The organism is Robertmurraya phoenicis (assembly GCF_047302285.1).
Taxonomy (GTDB): domain Bacteria; phylum Bacillota; class Bacilli; order Bacillales; family Cytobacillaceae; genus Robertmurraya.
This window is the reverse complement of sequence record NZ_CP154845.1, coordinates 1,790,402-1,815,084: the sequence shown is the minus strand read 5'-3', so window position 1 is coordinate 1,815,084 and position 24,683 is coordinate 1,790,402. Positions and strand designations below refer to the sequence as shown.

The window sequence follows — 24,683 nt, the reverse complement described above, 5'->3', positions numbered from 1 at the left end:
GAGGGATTTAATATGTCTGCAGGACATGAATTTGGATCAGGATTTGCGTTAATCGTGGTGTTGTTTATTCTACTCATTATCGTTGGTGCCTCTTGGTTATAAAATAAAAGCTTAAAAAACTTTTATACAAAATGTCCAGAAACGCTCTGGGCATTTTTATTACATAGTTATTGGTCGACCATCGTATCAATCTACGGTACACTGATGTAAAACGGCTTAGGAGGAAACGAATGTACCCAAAAGAGTATATTGAGTACTTAGTTCACTTTCACGGTGACCGTGATTATTTTGAGTGCCACGAAGTTTTAGAGGAATATTGGAAAAAAGTTGATAAAAGCAATAAAAATTCTGTTTTAGTAGGATTCATTCTCCTTGCGGTTTCAAATTATCACCATCGCAGAGAAAATTTCAGCGGAGCAGCTCGAACATTGAAAAAGGCAATCGCTATACTTCAACAGTACGAGCTTGAACCGTACGGCTTAGCTGAAAGTGAATTTTTACCCCTTTTAAAGAAACGACTTGTCCGAATTGAAGAGCGTCAAGAATATAAAAGCTTGAATTTCCCTATTTACGATTCCTCACTTATAGAAGCATGTAAAAAGGCATGTGAACAAAAGGGGTTAAGTTGGTGCGTAGTTAGTGATTTATCAAACGATGAGATTGTTCACCGCCATTTACTTCGGGATCGTAGTGAAGTTATTCAAGAAAGAGAAGACGCACTTAAATTCAAACAAACAAAAGACAGCGAATAAGTTATTCACTGTCTTCTTTCATGTCCTCATTTAAATCACATTTATCTATAAATTTAGCTGTTTCATCATTTGCCTGCAGTTCCATGTCAGGGAAAATATTCTTCAATGCTTTCACCATACTCTTTCCAATTCCTTGATGGCGGTGGGATGGATTTACGGATATATGCTGTATTTGAACGTGTTTATCATCGTTTATTAAAACTCCTATTAACCCAATGACATCCTCATCTTTCCACAGAAAAAGCTGCCAATCATCCGAAACTTCATATTGCTTCATGGTGTTTTGTAGTTTCTTTAAATCTTTTTCATTTGGCATGAAAGATAACAAACCCATAGCAATTTTTTCAAAACCTTTTTTATAACGAATTAACATTTAGATCCCTCATTAATGGAAAAAACATATACCCCTATTTTTTCCATTTATTTCTCTTTTTAAACTAGTAGTGCACTAAGCACCTGTTGGCACTTCCATCTAAACTTGATTTCATTTTTTGTAGTGTATGATATTTTAAAAATTTTGGTTCTTCTTGCGAAAAAATTTACCCAATAAAAAGTCATGATTAATCGTTACTATCATACAAGATTTATTGAATTTCTTCAATCCTTCAATTAGCAAGAAAGAAAAGTTTGCATCTGTTTATTGGTAGTCTATAATATATTTATTCCATATAGAACCATTTTTTCAAGTAATGAACCATTCGAAATGATTATACACAGCCTTCATTTTAGATAAATTTGAAACTTTCTTAGAACTTCATTCGTCTATCAGTGGGAAGGCTATTTCTAGAAAATAAAAATGGAACCTTTTACTAGGAGGAAATTTCATGCTAAAAAAACTTAAAATCACTATAGCTCTTCTCTGCGCTTTCTTCATCCTACCACTGCAAGGATTTGCCGATATGGTAGAAGGAGACATGATAATCACCCTCGGAGAGAACTTAACATCTGAACAAAAAAACCTTTTGCTTGCTGAAATGGATGCACCAGAGGATGCCCAAATTATTTCCGTTTCTAATGCTGAAGAACATCAATATCTTGGGAACTACATTTCCAAATCATTAATTGGGACAAAGGCTATATCTTCTTCTGCGATAACAGTGGGAAAAAGTGGCTCAGGCCTTGAAGTAAAAACGAAAAACATTAACTGGGTTACAGATGAAATGTATATTAACGCACTGATTACTGCTGGAGTGAAGGATGCAAGTATTTATATTACAGCACCTACTTCTGTATCAGGAACAGCTGCTTTAACTGGAATCATTAAAGCTTATGAAATTTCAGCAGATACAACGATACCTGAAGAAGTAAAACAGGCTGCTAATGAGGAAATGGTGGAAACAGCAGAGCTTGGTGAATCCGTTGGTCAAGAAAATGCTGCAGCCTTAATCGCCAAAATAAAAGAGGAAATTGCCAAAAATGCTCCTCAAACAGACGCAGACTTACGTGCTATTATTGAACAGGCTGCCAACGAACTCGGGATTACCTTAACTGAAGAAGAAATGGCTAGTTTGATTGGGTTATTTAACAAACTTAAAGATCTAGACATTGACTGGAACCAAGTTGGAGAACAAATCAATCAAGCAAAAGATAAGATCTCAAACTTTCTTGAAAGCGAAGAAGGGCAAGGCTTCTTAGAAAGTTTAAAACGATTCTTCGTAAGTGTCATTGACGCCATTAAGAGTTTCTTTGGCGGAAGAAATAATTAAAAAAAAATAAGTTGCCAATTGGCAACTTATTTTTTTATACGTTCCAGTAACGGAACATCTAAATGGACAATATCTTCAAATGTCTCTCTTCTGACTACAAGTTGGGCTCGCCCATTTTCGACAAAAACGACAGGTGGTCTTGGGATGCGATTATAGTTATTTGCCATGGAATATCCGTATGCTCCTGTGCAAAACACGGCTAAAACATCATTATTTCCGGCCTTTGGAAGCGGTAGATCCCAAATTAACATATCCCCAGATTCACAGCATTTTCCTGCAATCGATACCGTCTCTTCGACTTCATCTAATGGCCGATTTGCCAATATCGCTTCATACTTTGCCTCATATAAGGCTGGACGAATATTATCACTCATCCCGCCATCTACAGCCAAATAATTACGTACGTTAGGCACTTCTTTTCGTGAACCCACTTGATATAAAGTTGTCCCTGCATCTCCTACTAAAGAGCGTCCTGGTTCAATCCATATTTCTGGTACTTTCATATTAAGAGCTTGTGCTTGCTCTTTTACTTCTAAAATGATCTCCTCTACATACTGGGCAGCTGGAATTGGAGCATCTTCGTCCGTATAGCGAATTCCAAAGCCGCCGCCGAGATTGAGTACTTCAGACTCAAAGCGATGATCCTCATACCATTGATGTAGCTTTGAGAAGATCTTTCTTGCGGCTAAAATGAAGCCAGTCGTTTCAAAAATTTGAGAACCAATATGGCAATGAATCCCCAGCAAATTCAAACTTTCAGATTCAAGTGCCTGTTTAACAGCACTGTCTGCTTGACCATTTTGCAAGTCAAAGCCAAATTTTGAGTCCTCTTGTCCTGTTAAAATATAGTCATGCGTATGAGCCTCAATTCCAGGTGTCACACGAAGAAGGATATCCATCTTTACGCGCTTCTCGTTGCAAAGTTCCTCTAACAAATGAAGTTCGTAAAAATTATCGACGACAATACAACCGATTTCATGTTCTATTGCCATTAACAGTTCTTCACGGCTCTTATTATTTCCATGAAAATGAATTCTCTTCACTGGAAATTCTGCGCAAATAGCTGTATAGAGTTCCCCACCAGACACGACATCAAGAGATAATCCCTCCTGCTCAGCCAATTGAACCATTGCTATTGTCGAAAATGCCTTACTAGCGTATGCAACCTGTGAATTGACACCCAATTTTTCAAAGGTCTCTCGAAATCCGCGAGCTCGTTCTCTTATAAGCGCAACATCGTACACATATACAGGAGTACCGAACTCCTTTATCATGTCAACTGTATCGACGCCACCTATTTCTAAATGACCATTATCATTAATTTTTGAAGTCCCGTGCAAAAACATCATGTATCCCCTCATTCTAGAGCGTGAATTAGTTCTTTCTCAATATTGTGAAATCATACGAATAAAAATTACTTTACCATATAAAAGGGGAAACTTCAATTCCTATAACTAAACTAGGGATTGATGCAAATTTCAATATTAAGGATTGGTTGCTTGCTTTTGTCGATTCCGTGGCCTTACGATACTCGGTCTAATCTTTGAGCCAGGCGTTGAACTACGAATAATAATTTGCAGGAAGGCCTTTGGGCTAAACGGAATAAACGGCCACAGATATGGACTTCTTAAAGAACGCAAACTTGCTAAGAATACAATGAAAACGGTCATTCCAATCACAAACCCAGGAATTTTGAAAAGAGCAACTAAAATTAACAATATCAGTTTCATAATATTGTTTGCCATACTTAGTTCGTAACTCGGAGTAGAAAAAGTCCCCATCGCCGAAACCGCTACATACAGGATCACTTCAGGGACAAATAAACCTACATCGATGGCGATTTGTCCGATTAAAACAGCGGCAATTAAACCCATGGCTGTTGCTAGGGGTGTTGGTGTATGAATAGCCGCTAATCGTAAAAACATTAAACCTAGTTCTGAGAAAAAAATTTGTAAGATGATCGGTATATTCGACTCTTCATTCGGACCAATAAATTTAAGTTTCTCTGGTAATAACGATGGTTCTAGCACAAAAATGAGCCAAAGAGGAACTAAAAATAATGAAGCAAACACCCCTAAAAACCGACACCATCTTATAAACGTTCCAGCAGCTGGAGACTGCCTATATTCTTCCGCATGCTGCAAATGATGGAAAAAGGTCGTCGGAGTAATAATGACACTCGGCGATGTATCAACGTAGATCAAAACATGACCTTCTAATAAATGAGTCGCTGCTACATCTGCTCTTTCTGTATATCGCACGAGCGGATACGGATTATACCCCTGTTTCACTAAATATTCTTCAATTGCTTTATCAGCCATCGTTAAACCATCAACTTCAATGGAATTTAGTTCTTTTCTGATGATATCTATGAGATCCTTATTTGCTACATCCTTTACGTAAGCAATTGCCACATCTGTTTTGGATCGTTCCCCTACCTTCAAAATTTCGAATCTTAATCTTTCATCCCTTATTCTCAGACGGGTAAGTCCTGTATTCATAATAATATTCTCTACAAATCCATCCTTTGACCCTCTGACAACCTTCTCTGTATCTGGTTCTTGTGGTTGTCTACCAGGATAGCTTCTTACATCAACAGCAAAACCTTCAGATTCTCCCTCCATTACAACCATAATTAATCCAGCAAGTACTTGGTCGACTAACTCATCCATCGTTTTCACAACTGATACGGATTGGTGAAGGAGACGATTTTCTATTATTTTAAAGACATCTCCGGATTTTTTTTCTTTATCATTCAAATCGACAAGCTCTTTTAATATATAGATGATAAATTCTGAATCGCATAACCCATTTACATAATAAAACTGAACTTCTTTATTTAAAACTTTTATTTTTCTGACACCTAGATCAAAGCTTTCACCTAAACCTATCCTATCTTCCATATAATTTTTCACTTCTTCAGGATTAGTAGGGATTGATTTCTTATGCTCCGTAGGACCTTTAGTTTTCATGAAACCCGCTCCTTTCTAGGATTATTTCAATCGCTTTTTTGGTGATCGGTGCACCGATTTCATATGAATCCTTTCCTGACATTTTTCCAATATCCCCTATCCCCACAACTACTGGTAAATCGAGTTCGTCAAGGCTGTAGACGGTATCTCCATTTAATCTCCCTATCTCTAGTTCTGGTTCCCCATATTTATCAACCCCATATGGCGTCAATTCTCCATAGCGGTCGACACTGACATCTATCCTTGTCCACTCTGCTTGCCTCGTTTTTGCCGCCACCGCTAAAACACCTAATACTTCAATATCTGGATGCTTCGCCACAAATTTCAGGGCACTTTCTCCATATCCTTCTCCAACCAAGCCGCTATCATCAAACATAACAAGGATTGGTTCATGAGGAGCTTTCTTAATTAAGGCTACGATTTCAGAGCCTGTTATCGCCGTGGGATTTCCGTGTGACATGGAAATACAACGACCTCCTATCTCCTTTGCCACATGCTCCACTGCTTTTCTTGCGTACTCATCCCCATCTGTAATGATTATGATGCGCTTTCGTTCACCCATAGATCCTTTCCTTTCATGTGTAGATAGGATTGGCAAATATCTAATCACCTACAAAATACAACCACTGATATAATGAACCAAAGATTTTTCCAAATACAAAAGCCATCATAAGAATGACGATCTTTTCCTCTAAACCAATCCGCTTTGCTAGAATGGGAAAAACATTTAGAACTTCTGTAAGAGCTGCGGCCATCATACCTACAAAAATCCCTCCTGCCACCCCCATAGGGATCAATGTATAAGGAGAAAAATGTAAAATTGAATCCCTAAGACTGACAAAACCGCCGGCTATTGCACCAAACACCACAGCCCATTGATACCAAATAATCATTTTCATGGTTTTCGTTAATTGCGTGAGTCTTGGAATGATCCCGAGTACAGTTAAAAAGGCAACGAATCCTGATCCAACAGCTAGTCCCCCTGCAAGACCAATGAAAATGATGAAGGCAATTTTAATCGTCATCAATTCTCCTCATGCTTTCTTTGTTTTCTGTCAAACTTACATATCGGTCTAAGTCTTGCTGGTAATTAAACATTTCTACTTCAAGGGGACTTGGCTCATCATTTAAACGTTTACGGAATACATGGTTAAAAAAGAGCACCATTCCAATACCTAAACCGAACGAATATGGAATTTGAAACAATAACGGTTTTTCTACAACCTTGCCTGTAATAATCGTATAAAGACGTTGTTGTGTTTCCTGCATGGCCACATCTTCATGAAAATACATGATGGCCAAGGCGGAGCCGAAGAACAATAAGCACCAAATCAAAATAAAAAAAGGGATGGACACTCCTTTTTTCTTATGGATGACCTCCACAATTGTTTGTGAAGGACCAATGGGTTGAACCTCGATCTGATGAACAACCTCTGTAATCTTCTGGATGACCCTCATCACATCAATAATAATAATGTTATGATCCTGTGCTTTGTCTTGAAAAATCGGTAGTTCCTGCAACCTTTTGAAAATTTTCTCATCTGCAATAATTTGGGCTACGTCTCCTAAGTGAACCGTATCGTGCGGACGAATTTGGACTCGATGTCGCATTCGAATATAAATGGTCTCTTCCATTACAATCACATCCCACACATTGATTTCCTTGTATAAATAGTATGAGTAACAGCTATTTCCTTCATGAACACCAAAAAGTGGGAAAATGGGTGATAAGCGCAAAAAAACCATATGGACTAGACATCCATATGGTCTTTCATTTGCAACAGTATTTTCTTCTCCAGCCTCGATACCTGTACTTGAGATATCCCTAATCGTTCAGCTACTTCCGACTGTGTTTGATCTTTATAATAGCGTAAATAGACAATTAATCTTTCCCTCTCGTCGAGCTCACGGATCGCTTCCTTTAAAGCAATTTTGTCAAACCACTTTCCTTCATTTCCATCATCAATTTGGTCCAATAATGTAATCGGATCACCATCATTTTCATAGACGGTCTCATGGATGGAGGAAGGGGTACGATTCGCATCTTGTGCAAGAATGATATCCTCAGCAGGGATACCTAAAAACTCCGACAGCTCATTAATGGTTGGAATTCTTCCTAAGTTTTTCGAAAGCTCATCTTTCGCTTTGCGAATTTTATTACTCAGTTCTTTCAAGGAACGACTAACTTTCACCGTTCCATCGTCACGAATAAATCGTTGGATTTCACCAATGATCATGGGTACCGCATAAGTGGAAAACTTCACATCATATGATAGGTCAAATTTATCCACTGATTTTAATAATCCAATGCAACCAATTTGAAAGAGATCATCAGGCTCATACCCTCGATTAAGAAATCGTTGCACGACTGACCACACAAGGCGCATGTTTTTTTGTACAATCATGTCTCTTGCGTCGCCATCACCATCTTGACTTCTCTTAATTAGCTCCTTGACTTCATGGTCTTTTAAAAAGTTTTTACTCTTGTCTGATTTTACCTCCACATCCATAGGCAAGACTCCCTTAATTGCATAACATTTTACTCTTTGTTAAATGCTTTCTTAATCGAACCTCTGTACCTTCTCCTAGCTTTGAGTGAATCTCAATTTCGTCCATGAAGTTTTCCATGATGGTGAAACCCATGCCTGATCTTTCTAACTCAGGCTTTGTAGTAAAAAGGGGCTGACGTGCTTCATCAATATTATCAATACCTAAGCCCGTGTCTTTGATCGACATATCGATAAAATCGTCTTCTAGCTTTACTGAAATATAGACGATTCCTTCAGGATTATTTTCGTATCCATGTATGATCGCATTCGTCACAGCCTCTGATACAACTGTTTTAATTTCTGTTAATTCATCCATCGTTGGATCTAATTGTGCAATAAACGCAGCAACCGTAACCCTAGCGAATGATTCATTTTGACTTAGAGCATTAAACTGCAAATGCATTTCATTTTTCATTGATTATGCTACCCCCAATCTTTCCAAAGCAAATTGTTCTGTCGGCTCAAGACGTATTATTTTAAATAAGCCTGACATATCAAATAACCTTTGGACACTAGGGGAAATTGCACATACGACCATTTCACCATGCTTTTGCTTAATTTGCTTATATCGACCAAGAATCACACCCAGACCTGAGCTATCCATAAAGGTTAAAGATTCTAAATTCAAGACAATATGACGAATTTGATGTTCTTCAATTGCCTTTGTTGCTCGTTCACGCAATTCATCTGCAAAATGATGATCTAACTCACCACTAAGACGAATGCATAAAACATCTTGCTTGACTTCTAATTCAATGTCTAGACTCACTAATCAAACCTCCTTAGTCTTTCATAGTGAGTCAATTCGTTATTTGAACCTTGATTTCCTTCTTATGGACAAAACTAGTAACAATTCGCTAAAAAAAGTTGGAATATTAGAGATTTCGACAAATGATGTGTTTAGCATTTTTGACACTAATGTGCTTTCACTCATTTTGAAAAATTGGTTAATCACCAGCCTTTGTAAACATTCCAAAAGAACGTTTGAATAATACCCACCAGCTTGCTTCTTTTACATCTTTACTCGCAACTAGAGGACTTTGCACCAGCGTTTTGCCATCTTTCATCAGTTTTAAGTGACCAACTTCATCACCTTTTTTAAGAGGAGCTTTAATATCCTCGTTGATCACAATTTCTTGTTTCACATCTTCAACGCTTTCTCCTTTTTTCGTTAAAATGGAGATCGGTTCACTTGTAATAGCATCCACTTTTTTCATGTCTCCTTTGCTCACCTTCGCTTTTTCAATGGAGACATTTCGTTCAAATAATGGATGTGTTTCATATTGACTAAAGGCATAATCGAGCATTTTTGTCACTTGTGCATTCCTTGCTTTTGAAGTCGGTGCACCAAATACAACCGCAATCACTCGCATCCCTTTTTTCTCAGCTGTCGCTGTTAAACAATATTTGGCTTCACTTGTAAATCCAGTTTTTAAACCATCAACCCCAGGATAGAATTTAACCAGTCGATTGGTATTCACCAGCCAAAATTTCTTCTCCGAATTTTCTCGTAAATAGGATTCATATGTACCTGTAAACTTTGTAATTCCATCATATTTCAAAAGTTCTTTAGCGATAATGGCCATATCATGGGAAGTACTATAATGATTGTCTGCAGGTAACCCGGTGGTATTTTGAAATAATGTATTCTTAAGTCCAAGTTCCTTGACCTTTTTATTCATTTCTTCAACAAATGCTTCTTCTGAGCCGGCAATTCTCTCCGCTACTGCAACAGATGCATCATTCGCAGAACCGATCGCAATCGCTCTTAGCATTTCTTCGGTTGTCATTTCTTCGCCTGGTTCAAGGAATACTTGAGAACCTCCCATGGAAGCAGCGTATTCACTTGTGCGGATTTTTTCATCCATTTTTAGCTTTCCACTGTCAATAGACTCCATGATCAAGAGCATCGTCATGATTTTCGTCATGCTTGCAGGGGGTAGCTGTTCATTGCTATTTTTATCATAAAGTACTGTGCCAGTATCTCTTTCAATTAAGATGGCTGATTTTGCATCATCGGCTAAATTAACACCCGTTTTTTCTTCTGCTAACACAGCAGGGGTAATCAAAGATGTAACCAGTATTGCTATTAAAAACATAGATACAAACCTTTTCATGACATAACCCTCCATTCTTTATAGATCCATTTTTCACCATTAAAACTAAAAATATACAAAAAAAAGTTGTGCTTTATAAAATTTAATTAGTGATTTTTCATTTAAAAGAACTCTTGGGCTGAAATGGTAGTGAGAATGCTGATTTCCGCTCCGGGTCCTTGCTTTCCGTGGGGCGGGCGCCAAGCCTCCTCGGAGCAAGCTCCTGTGGGGTCTAGGCTGTCCCGCTATTCCCACAGGAGTCAAGCACCCTCCGCTCCAATCAGCTGGTTTGCGTTTTAGAGCAGTCTTTCGGTTGATTCAGTTTTATATATTTGCTTACTAATTTTTTCTTCATTAAATCAAAAAAAGACCATGAACAAGCTCGGTTTTCATCGAGTTTGTTCATGGTCTAGTTAGAAGTTCTATACTTCGTTTATTCTGTAATTACTTCATAGATTAGTGTTGGGGCATCTACTTTGGTCTGGGATACTTTTATGTTTTGGTATAACATTTCTTTGACTTCGTTTACGTTTTCAAAATTGCTGTAGATGGTGACGAGGGATTCGCCTTTGGTCACCTTGTCTCCGATTTTTTTATTGAGTATGAAGCCTACTGCTAAATCGATATCAGATTCTTTTGTAGCTCTCCCTGCTCCGAGAAGCATGGCCGCAGTTCCGATTTCATCGGCTACTATTTCTGTGACATAGCCACCTTCTTTTGCTTCTAATTCAAACGTGAACTTTGCCTGTGGTAATTTTGATGATTCATCTACAACAGAAGGGTCTCCGCCTTGGGACTCTAGAAATGTTTTAAATGTTTTCAGAGCACTTCCATCTTTCATTACTTTTTGAAGCTTTTCTCTTGCTTCTTCTAAGCTGTTCGCCTTATTGGCTAACAGAACCATTTGACTTCCTAAAGCAAGGCATAACTCTGTTAAATCTTCTGGTCCTTCGCCTTTTAACGTATCAATTGCTTCTTTCACTTCTAACGCATTGCCAATGGCAAAACCAAGTGGCTGATTCATATCAGAAATAACCGCCATCGTCTTTCTGCCCACGTTATTACCGATCTGAACCATTGCTTTTGCAAGTTCACGGGAATCTTCTATCGTTTTCATGAATGCCCCAGCACCTGTTTTTACATCTAAGACAATGGCATCGGCACCTGCGGCAATTTTTTTACTCATAATCGAACTTGCTATAAGTGGAATGCTGTCAACTGTCGCCGTCACGTCTCGCAAAGCATAAAGCTTTTTATCTGCTGGTGTCAGATTCCCACTTTGACCGATGACCGCCAGTTTATTTTTATTGACTAGGCGGATAAATTCTTCTTTTGTGATTTCAACATGGAATCCCGAAATGGATTCCAATTTATCAATTGTTCCTCCGGTATGACCGAGACCACGACCAGACATTTTCGCCACAGGGACTCCAACCGCTGCGACAAGAGGACCTAATACGAGAGTAGTGGTATCACCAACTCCTCCAGTTGAATGCTTATCGACCTTGACCCCTTCTATTGCAGAAAGGTCAATTTGTTCACCAGATTGAACCATGGCCATTGTGAGATCTGCTCGTTCTTTTTCCGTCATCCCTTGAAAAAAGATCGCCATCGTCAACGCGCTTACTTGGTAATCTGGAATTTCTCCTTTTGTATATCCTTTAATAATGAACTGAATTTCTTCTGTGGTTAGTTCTTCTCCGTCTCTCTTTTTCTCAATTAAATCGACCATTCTCATAGACTAATCACCACTTTTTTCAGAAATAATAAGCTAATTTAATTCCTTGATCATCGCTTTGACGAAGCGAAGGAAGTTTTCTTTTACCTTTTCTGTTGTTTCTATGACTTCTTCATGGTTTAGAGGTTGATCTAAAATACCTGAAGCCATATTGGAAATACAAGATATTCCTAATACTTCAAGACCACTATGACGCGCCACGATTACCTCTGGTACTGTCGACATTCCGACAGCATCGCCACCGATTACACGTAACATTCTTACTTCAGCTGGCGTTTCATATGTAGGACCTGTGTTGCCAACGTAAACACCTTCTTGAAGCTTGATCTTTAACTCAGATGCAACTGATTTTGCTTTTTGAATCAATTCTTTTGAATATGCTTCTGACATATCAGGAAATCTAACACCTAATCTTGAATCATTTTTTCCGATTAACGGATTAGAGCCCATATTATTAATGTGATCAGAAATTAGCATGAGATCCCCAGCAGCGAATGATTCATTTACACCACCAGCAGCATTTGTCACAATTAGAGATTTGACTCCTAACTCTTTCATGACACGAACTGGAAATGTCACTTGTTCAAAGCTATAGCCTTCATAGAAATGAAATCGACCTTGCATTGCGACAACGGGTACTCCATTTAATTGACCAAAAACGAGCTGGCCCGCATGTCCTTCTACTGTTGAAACAGGAAAATCCGGAATTTCCTGATAAGGTGTGCGGACAGCATTTTCAATTTCATCTGCAAGAACTCCTAGCCCAGAACCAAGAATAAGGCCTACCACAGGTTTTACGTCCATCTTTTTTTGTAAATATTCAGCTGCAGCTACAATTTTTTCATAATCCATTCAAATTCTCCTCCATTACTTTAAATCGCTAAGAAAGCTCTGTCCATATTTCGGAAGCTTAACATTAAAGTTGTCAGCAACTGTTGCCCCAATATCTGCAAAAGTCTCTCTTATCGACAATGATTTTCCTTCTAAATTCTTCGCATATACGAGCAATGGAACATATTCACGTGTATGGTCAGTTCCATGATGTATAGGGTCATTCCCATGATCGGCTGTGATGATGAGCAAATCATCTTCCCGCATTTTTGCAAATACCTCTGGAAGTCTTGCATCATATTCTTCTAGCGCCTTTCCATATCCTTGTGGATCTCTTCGATGGCCGAAAAGGGCATCAAAGTCCACTAAGTTTAAGAAACTTAAACCGGTAAAATCCATATCTAATGTTTGCACCAGTTTATCCATACCATCCATGTTGGATACAGTTCGTAACGATTCAGTTACCCCTTCTCCATCATAAATATCGGAGATTTTCCCAATCGCAATCACATCCAGATCAGCATCTTTCAGTTCATTCATAACGGTTCGATCAAATGGTTTCAGTGCATAATCATGTCGATTAGCTGTTCTTTTGAATGCTCCAGGTTCGCCTACAAATGGCCTAGCAATGACACGTCCAACCATATATTTCTCATCTAACGTTAACTCACGAGCAATTTTACAAATTTTATATTGTTCTTCGATCGGAACAATATCTTCATGTGCAGCAATTTGGAGTACTGAATCTGCTGAGGTATAGACGATTAAGTCTCCTGTTTTCATATGCTCTCCGCCTAGCTCGACAAGAATCTCTGTGCCACTTGCTGGTTTATTTCCGATGATCTTGCGGCCTGTTCTTGATTCTAGCTCGGAAATTAATTCCTCAGGAAATCCTTCTGGGAATACTCGAAACGGGGTATCAATATGTAAACCCATGATTTCCCAATGGCCAGTCATTGTATCTTTTCCGCTTGAAGCCTCCTGCATTTTTGTATAAAAAGCAAGTGGTGTCTCAGCCTTTTCTATTCCTTTAATTTCACGAATATTACTCAAACCCAATTTTCCCATGTTTGGCATGTTTAGGCCGTTCATTTTTTCTGCGATATGACCTAATGTATCTGCCCCTAAATCACCAAATTGTTCAGCGTCAGGTGCTTCGCCGATTCCTACAGAATCCATCACAACTAAAAAAATTCGTTTATACTGATAAGTCATTCAATCTCCTCCTTGGGAAGTCATTCATCCCTAGACATAAATAATTCGTTTCTATGACATCTATGTTGCTTACTTTTCCCTGCATGAACATAGAATACAATCAACTTTAATTTGTCAGAAGTCTGACATCTATATTTTACTAAAAAGTACCAAGGAAAGACAAGAAAAAGCTACCTATAAATTCATAAGCAGCTTCGCAAAATAAACTCTCTTATTCTATCATTAAGCTCGTGGGTGGAATTTACTATATACATCTTTCATACGAGTCTTTGTGACATGAGTATAAATTTGTGTTGTTGAAATATCAGCATGCCCGAGCATTTCTTGAACTGCTCTCAAATCTGCCCCATTTTCCAATAAATGAGTGGCAAAAGAATGACGTAACGTATGGGGCGTTAATTCTTTTTGAATTCCTGCCTCATTCGTGAGTCGCTTCAAAATTTTCCAAAAGCCTTGCCTTGTTAATCTTCTCCCATGATGATTTAAAAACAAGGCATCATCTTTATGCTTCTTTGATACAAATTGTGGGCGTCCCTCATCTAAATAGTGCTGAATGGCATTTGTAGCCGATTTTCCTAGAGGAATGATTCTTTCCTTATTCCCCTTTCCAATGCAACGAACAAACCCCATCGTTAAATGAGCATCATCAATATTTAAGTTGATTAATTCACTCACCCGAATCCCTGTGGCATATAGAAGTTCAAGCATCGCTTTATCTCTTTTTCCATAGTGGTCGGTAGTTTGAGGTGAATCTAGTAATCGCTCCACCTCACTCATGCTGAGAACCTTAGGGAGACTTCTCTCAAGCCTTGGTGTATCAATATGAATCGATGGGTCCTGGTCAACGACCCGCTCCCGTAACATAAATTGATGAAAAGCGCGGATCGAAGCAGTGTGCCGTGCCAATGTTTTTGATGATTTCCCCTGCTCTTTCAGGTGTCCTAAAAATTGCACAATCTGCGTTCTCTGAACGTCCTGAAAGGTCGAAATCCCTTCATTTGTTTGCAGAAATTTAATATAGCTTTTCAAATCTCGTTCATAAGAAATAAGCGTATTTTGGGCTAGTCCCTTTTCGACCAATAAAAAATGCATAAAATCCTTTAGTTGAAACTCCATTCTCATTACTCCCCGTTTAAGTAAAACAAAATTAACCGATTGAACCAGGATGGCTCTTCCTCATTGACATTCGCCGATACTTTAATCGCCGTACCATTCGGTTCATCATAGCGGTGATAATCCTGATATTCTTCATTTACCCACATGATACCATAGTAAAAAAGAATTGTGCATGCAGTGAATAGTAAAAATACTTTAAATGTATTTAATACAAGTTTAATCCATGATTTCATTTCTTCGTGTCCTCCATAACATATCATATATGTATGGTTGTTTATTCTAGAAATGATCTCATTCATTTTTCGAGAACAATTCTAGAGAAAACAATCCTCATAGTAAAGATATGCCAAGTAGGACAAGAAATATACCTACTATACAGATGTATTGACGATTTGATCGCACGAACGATCCCATTAAACGTAAAAAAGCCTTTTTCTTATGTTGAAAAAGGCTTTTGTTCTATTCTTCTTTATCTTGACAACGATAGCAAATGCCATGGAATGTTAAACGATGATCTTTAATTTTAAAGTTCCATCTTTGTTCCACAACCGCTTCGACATCTTCTAATAAATCTTCTTGAATTTCATCCACTGCCCCACATTCGATACAGACTAGATGATGGTGGAAATGCGCTGCTCCTTCTTGTCTTAAATCATAACGGGAGACGCCATCTCCAAAATTTATTTTATCTACTATTTTCAACTCAGTTAATAACTCTAGTGTTCTATAAACAGTTGCTAGACCAATTTCTGGTGACTTTTCTTTAACAAGGAGGTAGACATCTTCAGCGCTTAAATGATCCTCTTCGTGTTCTAGCAAAACTCTTACGGTAGCCTCACGCTGAGGTGTTAGCTTATAGCTAGATGAATGTAAATGTTTCTTAATTCTCTCAATTCTTGTTTCCATTACGTTTGTCCTCCTCGCCACTGTCACGCTTTTATTATAACAGAGAGCCGAGTAATTTCAAAATAAAATCATTACAATTAAGTAAAGAAAATGATTTTTATATAATAATAATTATCATTAAAGGTTTTCTAATCCTCTTATTGAACTGCATTTACCACAAACTTCATTAAGGCTGGGGATACATAAGCCTCCACACTTGCAGCCAGTATTAAGATGACAAGAGCCCCTAAATAAGCAAGAACATAGCGACCAAGTAACGGTAAAACCGGTTGTCCCATTTTCTTCATAAATTGCCTTCTAATCATTTTGATAGAAAATGCAACCGATAGAGTCGCTCCGAAAATAAAGATGGGGATGATAATTAAATTTTGTGGCAATATCGATACAAAGGAAAGTAGAAATCCATTCCATTTCATCTGATTAACTAAAAAACCAACGGTAAAACCGACAACCATTCCTTTAATAAACAATAATACAAGAATGACCGGTAGTCCAATAATGGACACTCCTAATATCCACATCAAGCCAACAAATTTACTATTATGAAAAAAACTCTGTAATAGCAAATCATAGGGTTCTGCAACCTTCCCATCTGATACTTGGCCAAAAAATTGCGATAAATAATAAAATAAATCTTCTTTTTGCGTTAGACTCAAACTGTTTACCACAATGGCCCCAAAAATCACTCCCATAAGAAAGAGGACGACCACAAACAAATATATGGACGAATGTTCACGAAAATGATTAGAGACGATATCCTGGTACTTCTTTTTCTTCATGCCATGGCCTCCTAGAGTTCTAAATAGACTTACAGTAATATGTATGCCTGTCCTAGCCTCTATATGACATGAGAATCTATTAAAAATAAGTAATCTACTAATTATATACCTCATCCATTAAGCTCTATCAACCATTTCTATTTTGCGGAAACTTTTCCGTATTTTCCTCCGCCACCTGCATCAAAGGATAAGGTTCCTGTTCTCGCCTGAATGATGTACCCGGCAATCTTTTCAGGTACAACCTCAAATAAAGCCGCTTCGGGTACCTTGTGAAGAATGGCCATTTCTGTGCCAAAATGATTCAATAGCTTCTCAAACCATTTTGGACCAAGTCCTGGAATAAATTGAAGAGGGACTTGATGAATATACGGTGGACGATTGATTGGATGTTGCTCTGCTGTTTTTAATTCCCTAATTCGTTCTGCCACACCTTTGATAAGTTTTCTATGACCACATTGTTGACATTCTTTCTGATGTTCATCTACCTTCAAAAAACATTTTGCACATACCGTTTGATGGTATTTTCCTAAAAGAGGATCGAGCCCATAATTTTCTACTATTTTTTGCTCATCTACCCCTTTTAGCGCTTCTTCTAAATGAGTAAAGGTTGCGTTTTTCATGCGAATTTTTTGATATTCTCTTGCAATTTTCCCTAAAGAGTGAGCATCAGAATTCGTTAAAAACGGATAATCATGGAGTTCCTTTATTTTGTATGCCATCTGGGTATCGGCACTTAATCCCAGTTCAATTCCATCAATTAAAGAAGAATCAAACACCTCATTGAATGATTCCTTCACTCCTTTTCCATACAAACTTTTAAACGGAGTGAATACATGCGCTGGGATAAACAAGCCTGCTAATTCTCTTACTTTTTCTTGTAGTTCTCGTCCTGTGACATAGACACGTTGTGAGCTTAAATGAATATTCTTCAAATGCCCCACAAGCCAATCGGAAAAAGCTTTCATCGTTTTTAGATTGGAGAAGTAACAAAGAACATGGATCGGCCCATTCGTTCCCTCATCATATATTTCTAGCTCTGAACCAGGGATAATCGTGAGTCCTTCATAAAAAAGGCCACCATCCTCAAGCTCAACTAATTTCCCTTCATTTAAAAGCCGTTCCATTTCAATGATCACTTCAGGTGAATGGCAATCAATGATTCCAACCATATGTAGCCCTTTTAAATCTCTTGCATGGGCAATAATATTAGAAAAAGTTAACGTTTTTGCACCGGTAATTTTGACCGCTCTACCCGTCTCCGTTCTGCCAATATGGATATGTAAATCGACAAAATAGTCATTCACTTTTGCAACGCCTCTTGAAGTTGTAAATATTGGATTGCATATGCGGTTTTTGCATCATAAACCCTTTGTTCTTTCACTAATTCGATAGCCTCTTCCAATGTCACCTCTAGCACATTGACAAACTCATCCTCATCAAGGCTTGCCGCATTTTCTTTTTTCGTTAATCCCTTCGCCACATATACATGAACTACTTCATCTGCAAAACCTGGTGAAGTGTAAAAGGAGATAAGCCATTCTAATGATTGACACTCATATCCTGTTTCTTCCTCAAGCTCTCTTTCTGCCGTATACGCAGGTTCCTCTCCTTTTTCAAGCTTTCCAGCAGGGACTTCAACCAACACCTTATCCATCGGTTTACGATATTGCTCAACCATGACGATTTTTCCGTCATCTGTGATTGGTAGAACCGCTACAGCACCCGGATGCTTCACAATTTCTCGTGTTGATGTTTTTCCATTAGGCAACTCAACTTCGTCCACTTGGACACGAATGATTCTACCTGAAAAAATAGGTTCTGACTTGATTGTTTTTTCCTCTAAACTCTTCATTATTGTTCACTCCAGTTCTATTTCTAAATGATTTGTACATATAGTGTAGCATACTTAAATTGGAGGAGTATGGATGAAGGTATATGTGCATGATAGAGGGGTTATTCTCATCGGCAAGGCTTGGGAGATTCGAGCGAAATTAAAAGAATACTACCAACATTATGATCGTCTTCATGACTGGATTCAATTCATGCAAAATGAAAAACCTTGTAAGTCAGACACATAATTTGTTCTTTCCCTCGATCTTTTAATAAAATAAAAGGAGAGGTGAAATGAGATGAAGAAAAATAAATTAGGAACATCGGATTTACTGGTGACCGAATTGGGTCTTGGATGTATGTCCCTTGGAACAGACAAAGCTCATGCTCAAAAAATAGTGGAATCCGCCCTAGACGAAGGGATTAACTACTTTGATACGGCTGATTTATATGACTTTGGAGTAAATGAAGAAATCGTGGGAAGATCATTAAAGCATGTACGTGACCAAGTCATTATTGCGACAAAAGTAGGAAATCGTTGGAATAAGCAAAAGGAGGGCTGGAGCTGGGACCCTTCAAAAACGTATATAAAAGAAGCCGTGAAACAAAGCTTAAAGAGATTGGATACTGACTATATTGATTTGTACCAACTTCACGGCGGGACGATTGAAGACCATATTGATGAAACGATTGAAGCTTTCGAAGAATTACGAGAAGAAGGATTCATACGCTATTATGGCATTTCCTCAATCCGACCAAATGTCATTCGTGAATACGTGAAAAAATCGAATATTGTTTCGGTCATGATGCAATATAGCATTCTTGATCGAAAGCCTGAAGAGGAGGCACTTCCCCTCCTGCATGAACATAATATCAGTGTCGTCACACGCGGCTCTGTCGCGAAGGGGCTATTAAGTGAAATAGGTCTTGAAAAAGCGTCTGCATCCGGTTATTTAGAACATAGCTATGAAGATCTGCAACAGATCATCACAGAACTACAGAAAAAAGTCGCCCATTCTCGCCCATTAACCGAAATAGCCTTACGCTACAATCTAGCCCATCCTGCTGTTGCATCGGTCATCGTTGGAGCAAGCTCCATTGGGCAACTGCAAAACAACGTAAAAGCTGTGAAATCTGCACCACTAACTGCAGAAGAAGTGGCACTGATTCAAAAGATTGTGCCCGCACATACATATCTGGCACATCGGTAAAAGCGCTGAGATAATACGTGCCGAAATGATAGTCGTATCGGCATCGTTTTTGGGATATAAAAAAGGAAACTTGCTATAGCTATTGACGAGTTTCCTTTTTGAGACTAGCAAAAGGTATAAGTGGAAATTTATGTAAGGTGTTTTTCTGAGCAGCATCACTTTTAATTTGTGATAGTAAAATAAGCGGAATTTTTCCTGTTATAGGACTTGCTCAAGCTCATTGTCGGGGGATAACGGAAGATTTTCCGGTTATGCAGAGAAAAACCACCTATTTTCACGTTTTTGAAGTCAATAGGCGGAATTTTTCCTGTTATTTAAGCCTTTTTTAACGATATTTGCTAATTAACCGGAATTTTTCCTGTTATTGCTTTATTAGGGCTGTCTTCGGAGAAAATAAGCGGAGTTTTGAGACCGTCTATTAATCAGCACACTCGGGGCTTAGCTTGCTCCCCCAGCCGATAATAAAGAACCCTTGAAAACAAACGGTTCTCATACTGCCAATTCTCAATTAGCAGCACAAGAACCGTTTACCTCTATAACCCTAACGTTTTATTCGGAACTTTTATTCTGAATGTGATCTGATCATTCTTCAAATCAAAGCTCTGAACCTTGACCTTGAAGTTACTTTTGACTTCCATTTGCGTAACTCCAATATAGATCGATTGGCTACTCGGGTCAATGTTAACCCAATCTGGTGTTTCTAATTCTTTTTTCACGTATTCAAGGATCTTTTTTTCTGGTAATTGTAGTAATCCAAGCGACATTTCCGAAGTATATAAAACAAGGTCGCCATTTTCCTGTACCAAGGGATCCAGGGTAATGGAGATCGGAATTTCAGTGTGAAAAGCATCGATTGACCCTAGTAATCTAACATTTTCACCACCAAAGTCAACGGTATATTTATCGTCTTGATCCTTCATAAATTTATCGACATATTCATTAACTAACTCATTCAAATTCTGTTTGCTTGAGTTGACCGTAAATTCGGCTCCTGGCTCTTCTTCAATAAAAGCTTTCTCAGGGACCTCTGATTCAGATACCGGCCAAAGCAATAGAACGAAGAAAAGGATCAACAAAATACCATTCGCTCCAGCCAAACCTATGAATAATTGCTTCCATGTCGGTTTTCTTTTTAACTGTACTCCCATTTTTTCACCTACTCTTCTGTATCCTCACTCGGTAGCTCTGTTTCTTCATTAACATCATCCAAAGACTCAAGCACACGCTCAGCCATCAATTTATAACCGCTTGTATTAGGATGGAAATTATCATCAGATAATAGGTCGATCGTTGAATTGGTGAATAAATCTTTAGTAGGAATGTAAGATACATTATCAAATTCCGCTGTCACTAATTCACCTGCATGATTCCAATTATCAAGAATAATCTCTAATTGTTCAATGTCACCAAAGACACGCTCAAATGGATTATAAAAACCAATCAAATAGATATGCATGTCTGGATTGAGCTCATTCATTTTCGTAAAAATAGCTCTTAGTCTCTCAACATAATCTACTCTTTCTGTCTCAAATGGTTCGATATTAAGATTCGTGTAATTACTTCGAACCACTTTCATGATATCATTTGCACCAATTGTGATAAGGACAATATCTGCTTCCTTAATCGATGCTGCAATCTCTTCATTTTCCAACCTGAGCAATAATTGATCCGTTCGATTGCCCCTTTTCCCTAAGTTCTCAATCGAAATGTTAATGTTCTGATTCTCAAACGTATGGTTTAGAATACCGACGTAACCGCCATTTGCTGTTTCATCTCCAACACCTTCAGTAAGTGAATCACCAATCGCAACAATTTTTTTATCATCTTTAAAAAAACGAATTGCCCCTTCGATTATTTCCCTAACCTTCTCTTTAATCACCACTGCCACTGATTGTTCTTGCTCAGTTTCCCCTTCTTGCTCTTCTTCGCCATCATGCTCCTCTATTTGCGCATCATTCATATTTGATACAACACTCACACTTTCTTCCTCAGACACAGTTTGAGTTGGTCCTGGAAAAAATATATAAAGAAGGAAACACCCGATGATTACAATAGCTGCTACAACCCACTCTTTATTTCCCTTCAATTTATCCACACCACCAAATTCTATTAATATCATAGTCTATATATTATTTAAACCAACAAGTTATTTTATCATTCATTATATGTGAAATTAAGTGGATTTTAAAACCAGCCGCCTTAAGGTTTCCCAAATCCCCATAAATAACACCCAAACAAAACTTGTTCGGGTGTTTTTTGAGGAGTACTGATCTGTCCCACAAAAGTAAGATTTGAAGTCTGAACACGATTCGCCCCTATCAATCCCCTAAAATATGAAAACCTTCTTGATCAATATAGGCTTTTATCAGTCTGATATCCTGTTCGTGGTCAAGCATCTCACCTTGATTAATAGAGGCTGTTTTAGTTAGAGTATCAGGTTTTATTTGAACTTTTTCCAGTCCATCGGGCTTTCGTCTAGTAATTCTTCAAACGATTTATTTTTTTCGCGTAAGCGGCGCTCTTCTCTTTTTCTTTCCTCTTCTTCAATCTGCTTTTTTGTTTCTGCATCTTTTAACTGCTGCTTTTGGTCCTTTAACTGCTTTAGTAAGTCAGCATTTAGCATATCCCCAAGTGTTACTGGTTTGTCATCATTTTTTGGTTGTGTCTTCTGTTTCTTTTTCTTCATGTCTATCCCTCACTCATTTTTCATAAAAATATTATATCACTAATCCCTACGTTTTTCCGTTATGACTCCTTGAAAATTAACCAACGTATAACCTCCTCACTTTTAACTCATTCTATGGAAGATGTTATTAGAAGGAGGGAACGAGTATGAGTCAGAAGCGCGAAAAAGGGAATAGTCAAAAAGGACAACCTCATGCTGAAAATGTCAAACAGAACATTGCTGTAGAAGACTTAGAACAAGCCATTCACCCTACAAAAAGGCAGAACTCGAAACAATAGAAAGATGAGAGACTTGGTTTTTATGCCAAGTCTCTTGTTGTGTTACGTGGACTTCTATCCAGTGATGCTCTTTTCGTCACACCTATGAATCAGCGGAGTGACATTCTCATCCTGAAATTCCTTCCTCTTTCCTTGAGTTGATTTCGCAATAGACCTAAAATGGAAGTAGTCACACTAAAAACACGACATAGATGGCGTGTCTTCGAGAGGGCTTACACATCAAGAAATCTGCAACGGAGTCAATGAAGCTATTCACTCTTCAAAAGACCAGAAAATTATTGGCGCCGTTACTCCTTGGTCATTAAGACCGTAAATTTTATATCGTTCATTCGTTTTTACTGTTTCTAAGATGGTAAAATTGAGTAAATTGATAATATACTAAATCTGATTTTGGAGGGATGGTCATGAAAAGGGCGTTGCGATTCATCGTATCATTTCTATTTGCCTTTCTGACTGTTGGCTTGTATTTTTCCAATCGCATTATGTATATGAAAAAGAAGGATGATGAATTTATCATCGACCGCGAAAAGTCCGCTGGAAGGCTTGATACAAATGCCTTTGAACAGCTACCGAAACGAGAGATTCTGATTCCCTCCCACTTTGGCTACCATTTAAAAGCACTCGTTGTCGAACCTCACCGCACAAATAAATATGTGATTTTTTGTCATGGAGTGACAGAGAATAAATTCAATTCCATTAAGTATATGAATCTTTTTTTAGAAAGAGGATTTAATGCAGTGATCTATGATCATAGACGGCATGGTGAATCTGGTGGAAAAACAACGAGTTATGGCTATTACGAGAAATTTGATTTAAAGACGATTGTTGATTGGCTAAGGCTTGATCGTGGACCTGATTTGCTTTTGGGCATTCACGGGGAATCCATGGGTGCTGCCACTATGCTTCTTTATGCAGGCATGATTGAAGTTGCGGCCGATTTTTATATTGCTGATTGCCCTTTTTCTGATTTCCAAGAACAACTTGCTTATCGTTTAAAAGCTGAATTAAAGCTTCCAGCAAAGCTTCTATTACCAGTAGCCGATCTCTTTATTAAAATGCGGCAAAAATACTCTTTAAAGGATGTTTCCCCTATTTCAGTTATTGATAATATCGAAAAACCTATCCTCTTTATCCATAGTAAAAAAGATGATTTTATCTTGCCTACGATGACAGAAGCTCTTTACGAACAAAAACAAGGACCAAAAAAGCTCTTTATCGCCGAAAAAGGGGTTCATGCCCAATCATTGAATGAGAATAAGGAAGATTATGCGAAAGTAGTAGATGAGTTTTTAGAGGATTATGTATTTGTGACAGGCAAAGACAATAAGAAAATGGCTGACACGGATTGATTTTTTTGTGCCAGCCATTTTTATATAAATATTTGATTCAATTCTAATTCCAACCCCTTTAATACATGGACAGGTACTGTATCTCCTTTTGTAAAAACACCTTCAAATTTATAGGATTGACCTTCTAAAAGATGTACTTCAACAGACTCATTATTAGGGTCAACAATCCAGTATTCTTTCACCCCCGCTTTTTCATAAAGCTGATATTTATTCCAACGATCCATCTTCACAGAAGAAGGAGACAGGATCTCAAACAATCATATCTGGCGCGCCATTACATCCTTTTCATCCAGCTTTCCTTGTTCGCACACAACGGCTAAATCTGGTTGAACGACATCTGTTATATTCTCTTCTTGTTTGTTTTCTGTTAATAACCTTACATCAAATGGAGCAAAGAAAACTTCACAATTCTTATCCCTCAGAAAAATAGAAAAAGCTGTAGAGATTTCTCTAAGAACCTGTTGATGCTTACGTGATGGAGTGGGTATCATAACAAATATTTCACCATCAATTAACTCGACCCGTTTGTCTTCTTCCCATCGTTGATAATCGACATAGGAATATCTCCCTTTTTCGTTTGGAATGGCCATCAAATCATTCCTTTCAGCTTATACTTAACTTCATTTTATCAGACAAAATTGATTAATATAAAACTACTATTTACAGCAA

At 38.0% G+C, this 24,683-nt stretch carries 29 protein-coding genes and 1 pseudogene; 7 read left to right on the top strand and 23 right to left on the bottom strand.

The window, feature by feature from the left end; all coding sequences use genetic code 11:
* Positions 1 to 12 precede the first annotated feature (12 nt).
* Complete coding sequence (locus AA0X71_RS08925) at positions 13 to 102, top strand: YjcZ family sporulation protein (RefSeq protein ID WP_413361472.1); 90 nt, start codon at positions 13 to 15, stop codon at positions 100 to 102.
* 128 nt (positions 103 to 230) lie between these two features.
* The gene (locus AA0X71_RS08920; protein WP_413361470.1) at positions 231 to 752 is read left to right on the top strand and encodes a DUF309 domain-containing protein; all 522 of its coding nucleotides are present in this window, start codon (positions 231 to 233) and stop codon (positions 750 to 752) included.
* 1 nt (position 753) lies between these two features.
* Here AA0X71_RS08920 and AA0X71_RS08915 read toward each other — a convergent pair whose 3' ends face one another.
* A complete protein-coding gene (locus AA0X71_RS08915) occupies positions 754 to 1,125 on the bottom strand; it encodes a GNAT family N-acetyltransferase (protein ID WP_413361468.1) in 372 nt (123 codons plus the stop codon).
* Positions 1,126 to 1,576: 451 nt separating this feature from the next.
* On the opposite strand from AA0X71_RS08915, the gene AA0X71_RS08910 reads away from it, so the two are divergent.
* Positions 1,577 to 2,458, top strand: coding sequence for a DUF1002 domain-containing protein (locus tag AA0X71_RS08910; RefSeq protein WP_413361467.1), 882 nt, complete (start codon positions 1,577 to 1,579; stop codon positions 2,456 to 2,458).
* Between the two features lie 26 nt (positions 2,459 to 2,484).
* On the opposite strand, the gene lysA is transcribed toward AA0X71_RS08910, so the two are convergent.
* The 18 genes from lysA to AA0X71_RS08820 form a co-directional block, all read right to left on the bottom strand.
* Positions 2,485 to 3,804: a diaminopimelate decarboxylase gene (lysA, locus tag AA0X71_RS08905; RefSeq protein WP_413362541.1), complete on the bottom strand. Its 1,320-nt coding sequence runs from the start codon at positions 3,802 to 3,804 to the stop codon at positions 2,485 to 2,487.
* 138 nt (positions 3,805 to 3,942) lie between these two features.
* Complete coding sequence (locus AA0X71_RS08900) at positions 3,943 to 5,430, bottom strand: spore germination protein (RefSeq protein ID WP_413361465.1); 1,488 nt, start codon at positions 5,428 to 5,430, stop codon at positions 3,943 to 3,945.
* Positions 5,420 to 5,992 carry a stage V sporulation protein AE gene (locus tag AA0X71_RS08895; RefSeq protein ID WP_413361463.1) on the bottom strand — a complete coding sequence of 191 codons (573 nt, stop codon included), beginning with the start codon at positions 5,990 to 5,992 and terminating at the stop codon, positions 5,420 to 5,422. Before AA0X71_RS08895 ends, AA0X71_RS08900 begins: the two co-directional genes overlap by 11 nt.
* Positions 5,993 to 6,032: 40 nt before the next feature.
* On the bottom strand, positions 6,033 to 6,455 hold the full coding sequence (locus AA0X71_RS08890; RefSeq protein WP_413361461.1) for a stage V sporulation protein AB: 423 nt from the start codon (positions 6,453 to 6,455) through the stop codon (positions 6,033 to 6,035).
* Complete coding sequence (locus AA0X71_RS08885; protein WP_413361459.1) at positions 6,445 to 7,065, bottom strand: stage V sporulation protein AA; 621 nt, start codon at positions 7,063 to 7,065, stop codon at positions 6,445 to 6,447. The genes AA0X71_RS08890 and AA0X71_RS08885 overlap by 11 nt, the downstream gene beginning before the upstream one ends.
* A gap of 116 nt (positions 7,066 to 7,181) precedes the next feature.
* A complete protein-coding gene (gene sigF / locus AA0X71_RS08880; protein ID WP_413361457.1) occupies positions 7,182 to 7,940 on the bottom strand; it encodes an RNA polymerase sporulation sigma factor SigF in 759 nt (252 codons plus the stop codon).
* Positions 7,941 to 7,953: 13 nt separating this feature from the next.
* On the bottom strand, positions 7,954 to 8,394 hold the full coding sequence (gene spoIIAB, locus AA0X71_RS08875; RefSeq protein ID WP_413361455.1) for an anti-sigma F factor: 441 nt from the start codon (positions 8,392 to 8,394) through the stop codon (positions 7,954 to 7,956).
* A 3-nt stretch (positions 8,395 to 8,397) separates the two neighbouring features.
* Positions 8,398 to 8,748 carry an anti-sigma F factor antagonist gene (gene spoIIAA, locus AA0X71_RS08870; protein ID WP_095306629.1) on the bottom strand — a complete coding sequence of 117 codons (351 nt, stop codon included), beginning with the start codon at positions 8,746 to 8,748 and terminating at the stop codon, positions 8,398 to 8,400.
* Between the two features lie 178 nt (positions 8,749 to 8,926).
* Positions 8,927 to 10,096 (bottom strand): D-alanyl-D-alanine carboxypeptidase family protein, encoded by a 1,170-nt coding sequence (locus tag AA0X71_RS08865; protein ID WP_413361453.1) that lies wholly within the window; start codon positions 10,094 to 10,096, stop codon positions 8,927 to 8,929.
* A gap of 412 nt (positions 10,097 to 10,508) precedes the next feature.
* On the bottom strand, positions 10,509 to 11,813 hold the full coding sequence (locus AA0X71_RS08860) for a pyrimidine-nucleoside phosphorylase (RefSeq protein ID WP_413361451.1): 1,305 nt from the start codon (positions 11,811 to 11,813) through the stop codon (positions 10,509 to 10,511).
* Positions 11,814 to 11,846: 33 nt separating this feature from the next.
* Complete coding sequence (locus tag AA0X71_RS08855) at positions 11,847 to 12,665, bottom strand: purine-nucleoside phosphorylase (RefSeq protein ID WP_413361449.1); 819 nt, start codon at positions 12,663 to 12,665, stop codon at positions 11,847 to 11,849.
* Between the two features lie 15 nt (positions 12,666 to 12,680).
* The gene (gene deoB / locus AA0X71_RS08850) at positions 12,681 to 13,859 is read right to left on the bottom strand and encodes a phosphopentomutase (RefSeq protein ID WP_413361447.1); all 1,179 of its coding nucleotides are present in this window, start codon (positions 13,857 to 13,859) and stop codon (positions 12,681 to 12,683) included.
* 222 nt (positions 13,860 to 14,081) lie between these two features.
* Complete coding sequence (gene xerD / locus AA0X71_RS08845) at positions 14,082 to 14,975, bottom strand: site-specific tyrosine recombinase XerD (RefSeq protein ID WP_413361445.1); 894 nt, start codon at positions 14,973 to 14,975, stop codon at positions 14,082 to 14,084.
* Between the two features lie 5 nt (positions 14,976 to 14,980).
* Positions 14,981 to 15,208 (bottom strand): YqzK family protein, encoded by a 228-nt coding sequence (locus tag AA0X71_RS08840; protein WP_413361443.1) that lies wholly within the window; start codon positions 15,206 to 15,208, stop codon positions 14,981 to 14,983.
* A 226-nt stretch (positions 15,209 to 15,434) separates the two neighbouring features.
* A complete protein-coding gene (locus tag AA0X71_RS08835) occupies positions 15,435 to 15,881 on the bottom strand; it encodes a Fur family transcriptional regulator (protein ID WP_413361441.1) in 447 nt (148 codons plus the stop codon).
* 137 nt (positions 15,882 to 16,018) lie between these two features.
* A complete protein-coding gene (spoIIM, locus tag AA0X71_RS08830) occupies positions 16,019 to 16,660 on the bottom strand; it encodes a stage II sporulation protein M (RefSeq protein ID WP_413361439.1) in 642 nt (213 codons plus the stop codon).
* 137 nt (positions 16,661 to 16,797) lie between these two features.
* A complete protein-coding gene (locus AA0X71_RS08825) occupies positions 16,798 to 17,964 on the bottom strand; it encodes an endonuclease Q family protein (protein WP_413361437.1) in 1,167 nt (388 codons plus the stop codon).
* Positions 17,961 to 18,512 carry an NUDIX domain-containing protein gene (locus AA0X71_RS08820; RefSeq protein ID WP_413361435.1) on the bottom strand — a complete coding sequence of 184 codons (552 nt, stop codon included), beginning with the start codon at positions 18,510 to 18,512 and terminating at the stop codon, positions 17,961 to 17,963. The genes AA0X71_RS08825 and AA0X71_RS08820 overlap by 4 nt, the downstream gene beginning before the upstream one ends.
* 73 nt (positions 18,513 to 18,585) lie before the next feature.
* Between AA0X71_RS08820 and mciZ the strand changes: the two genes are divergently transcribed.
* Complete coding sequence (gene mciZ / locus AA0X71_RS08815; protein ID WP_413361433.1) at positions 18,586 to 18,738, top strand: Z-ring formation inhibitor MciZ; 153 nt, start codon at positions 18,586 to 18,588, stop codon at positions 18,736 to 18,738.
* 51 nt (positions 18,739 to 18,789) lie between these two features.
* The gene (locus AA0X71_RS08810; RefSeq protein WP_413361431.1) at positions 18,790 to 19,701 is read left to right on the top strand and encodes an aldo/keto reductase; all 912 of its coding nucleotides are present in this window, start codon (positions 18,790 to 18,792) and stop codon (positions 19,699 to 19,701) included.
* A gap of 533 nt (positions 19,702 to 20,234) precedes the next feature.
* Here AA0X71_RS08810 and AA0X71_RS08805 read toward each other — a convergent pair.
* From AA0X71_RS08805 to AA0X71_RS08795, 3 genes are all read right to left on the bottom strand, one after another.
* The gene (locus AA0X71_RS08805; protein ID WP_413361429.1) at positions 20,235 to 20,849 is read right to left on the bottom strand and encodes a YpmS family protein; all 615 of its coding nucleotides are present in this window, start codon (positions 20,847 to 20,849) and stop codon (positions 20,235 to 20,237) included.
* Between the two features lie 8 nt (positions 20,850 to 20,857).
* Positions 20,858 to 21,796 (bottom strand): SGNH/GDSL hydrolase family protein, encoded by a 939-nt coding sequence (locus tag AA0X71_RS08800; protein ID WP_413361427.1) that lies wholly within the window; start codon positions 21,794 to 21,796, stop codon positions 20,858 to 20,860.
* A 345-nt stretch (positions 21,797 to 22,141) separates the two neighbouring features.
* Positions 22,142 to 22,387, bottom strand: a complete 246-nt coding sequence (locus AA0X71_RS08795; protein WP_413361425.1) for a YqkE family protein — start codon at positions 22,385 to 22,387, stop codon at positions 22,142 to 22,144.
* Between the two features lie 146 nt (positions 22,388 to 22,533).
* On the opposite strand from AA0X71_RS08795, the gene AA0X71_RS08790 reads away from it, so the two are divergent.
* Complete coding sequence (locus AA0X71_RS08790) at positions 22,534 to 22,665, top strand: hypothetical protein (protein ID WP_413361423.1); 132 nt, start codon at positions 22,534 to 22,536, stop codon at positions 22,663 to 22,665.
* Positions 22,666 to 23,069: 404 nt separating this feature from the next.
* A complete protein-coding gene (locus AA0X71_RS08785; RefSeq protein ID WP_413361421.1) occupies positions 23,070 to 24,014 on the top strand; it encodes an alpha/beta hydrolase in 945 nt (314 codons plus the stop codon).
* A gap of 20 nt (positions 24,015 to 24,034) precedes the next feature.
* On the opposite strand, the pseudogene AA0X71_RS08780 reads toward AA0X71_RS08785, so the two are convergent.
* Positions 24,035 to 24,604: pseudogene (locus AA0X71_RS08780) on the bottom strand (Uma2 family endonuclease).
* Positions 24,605 to 24,683: the final 79 nt, after the last annotated feature.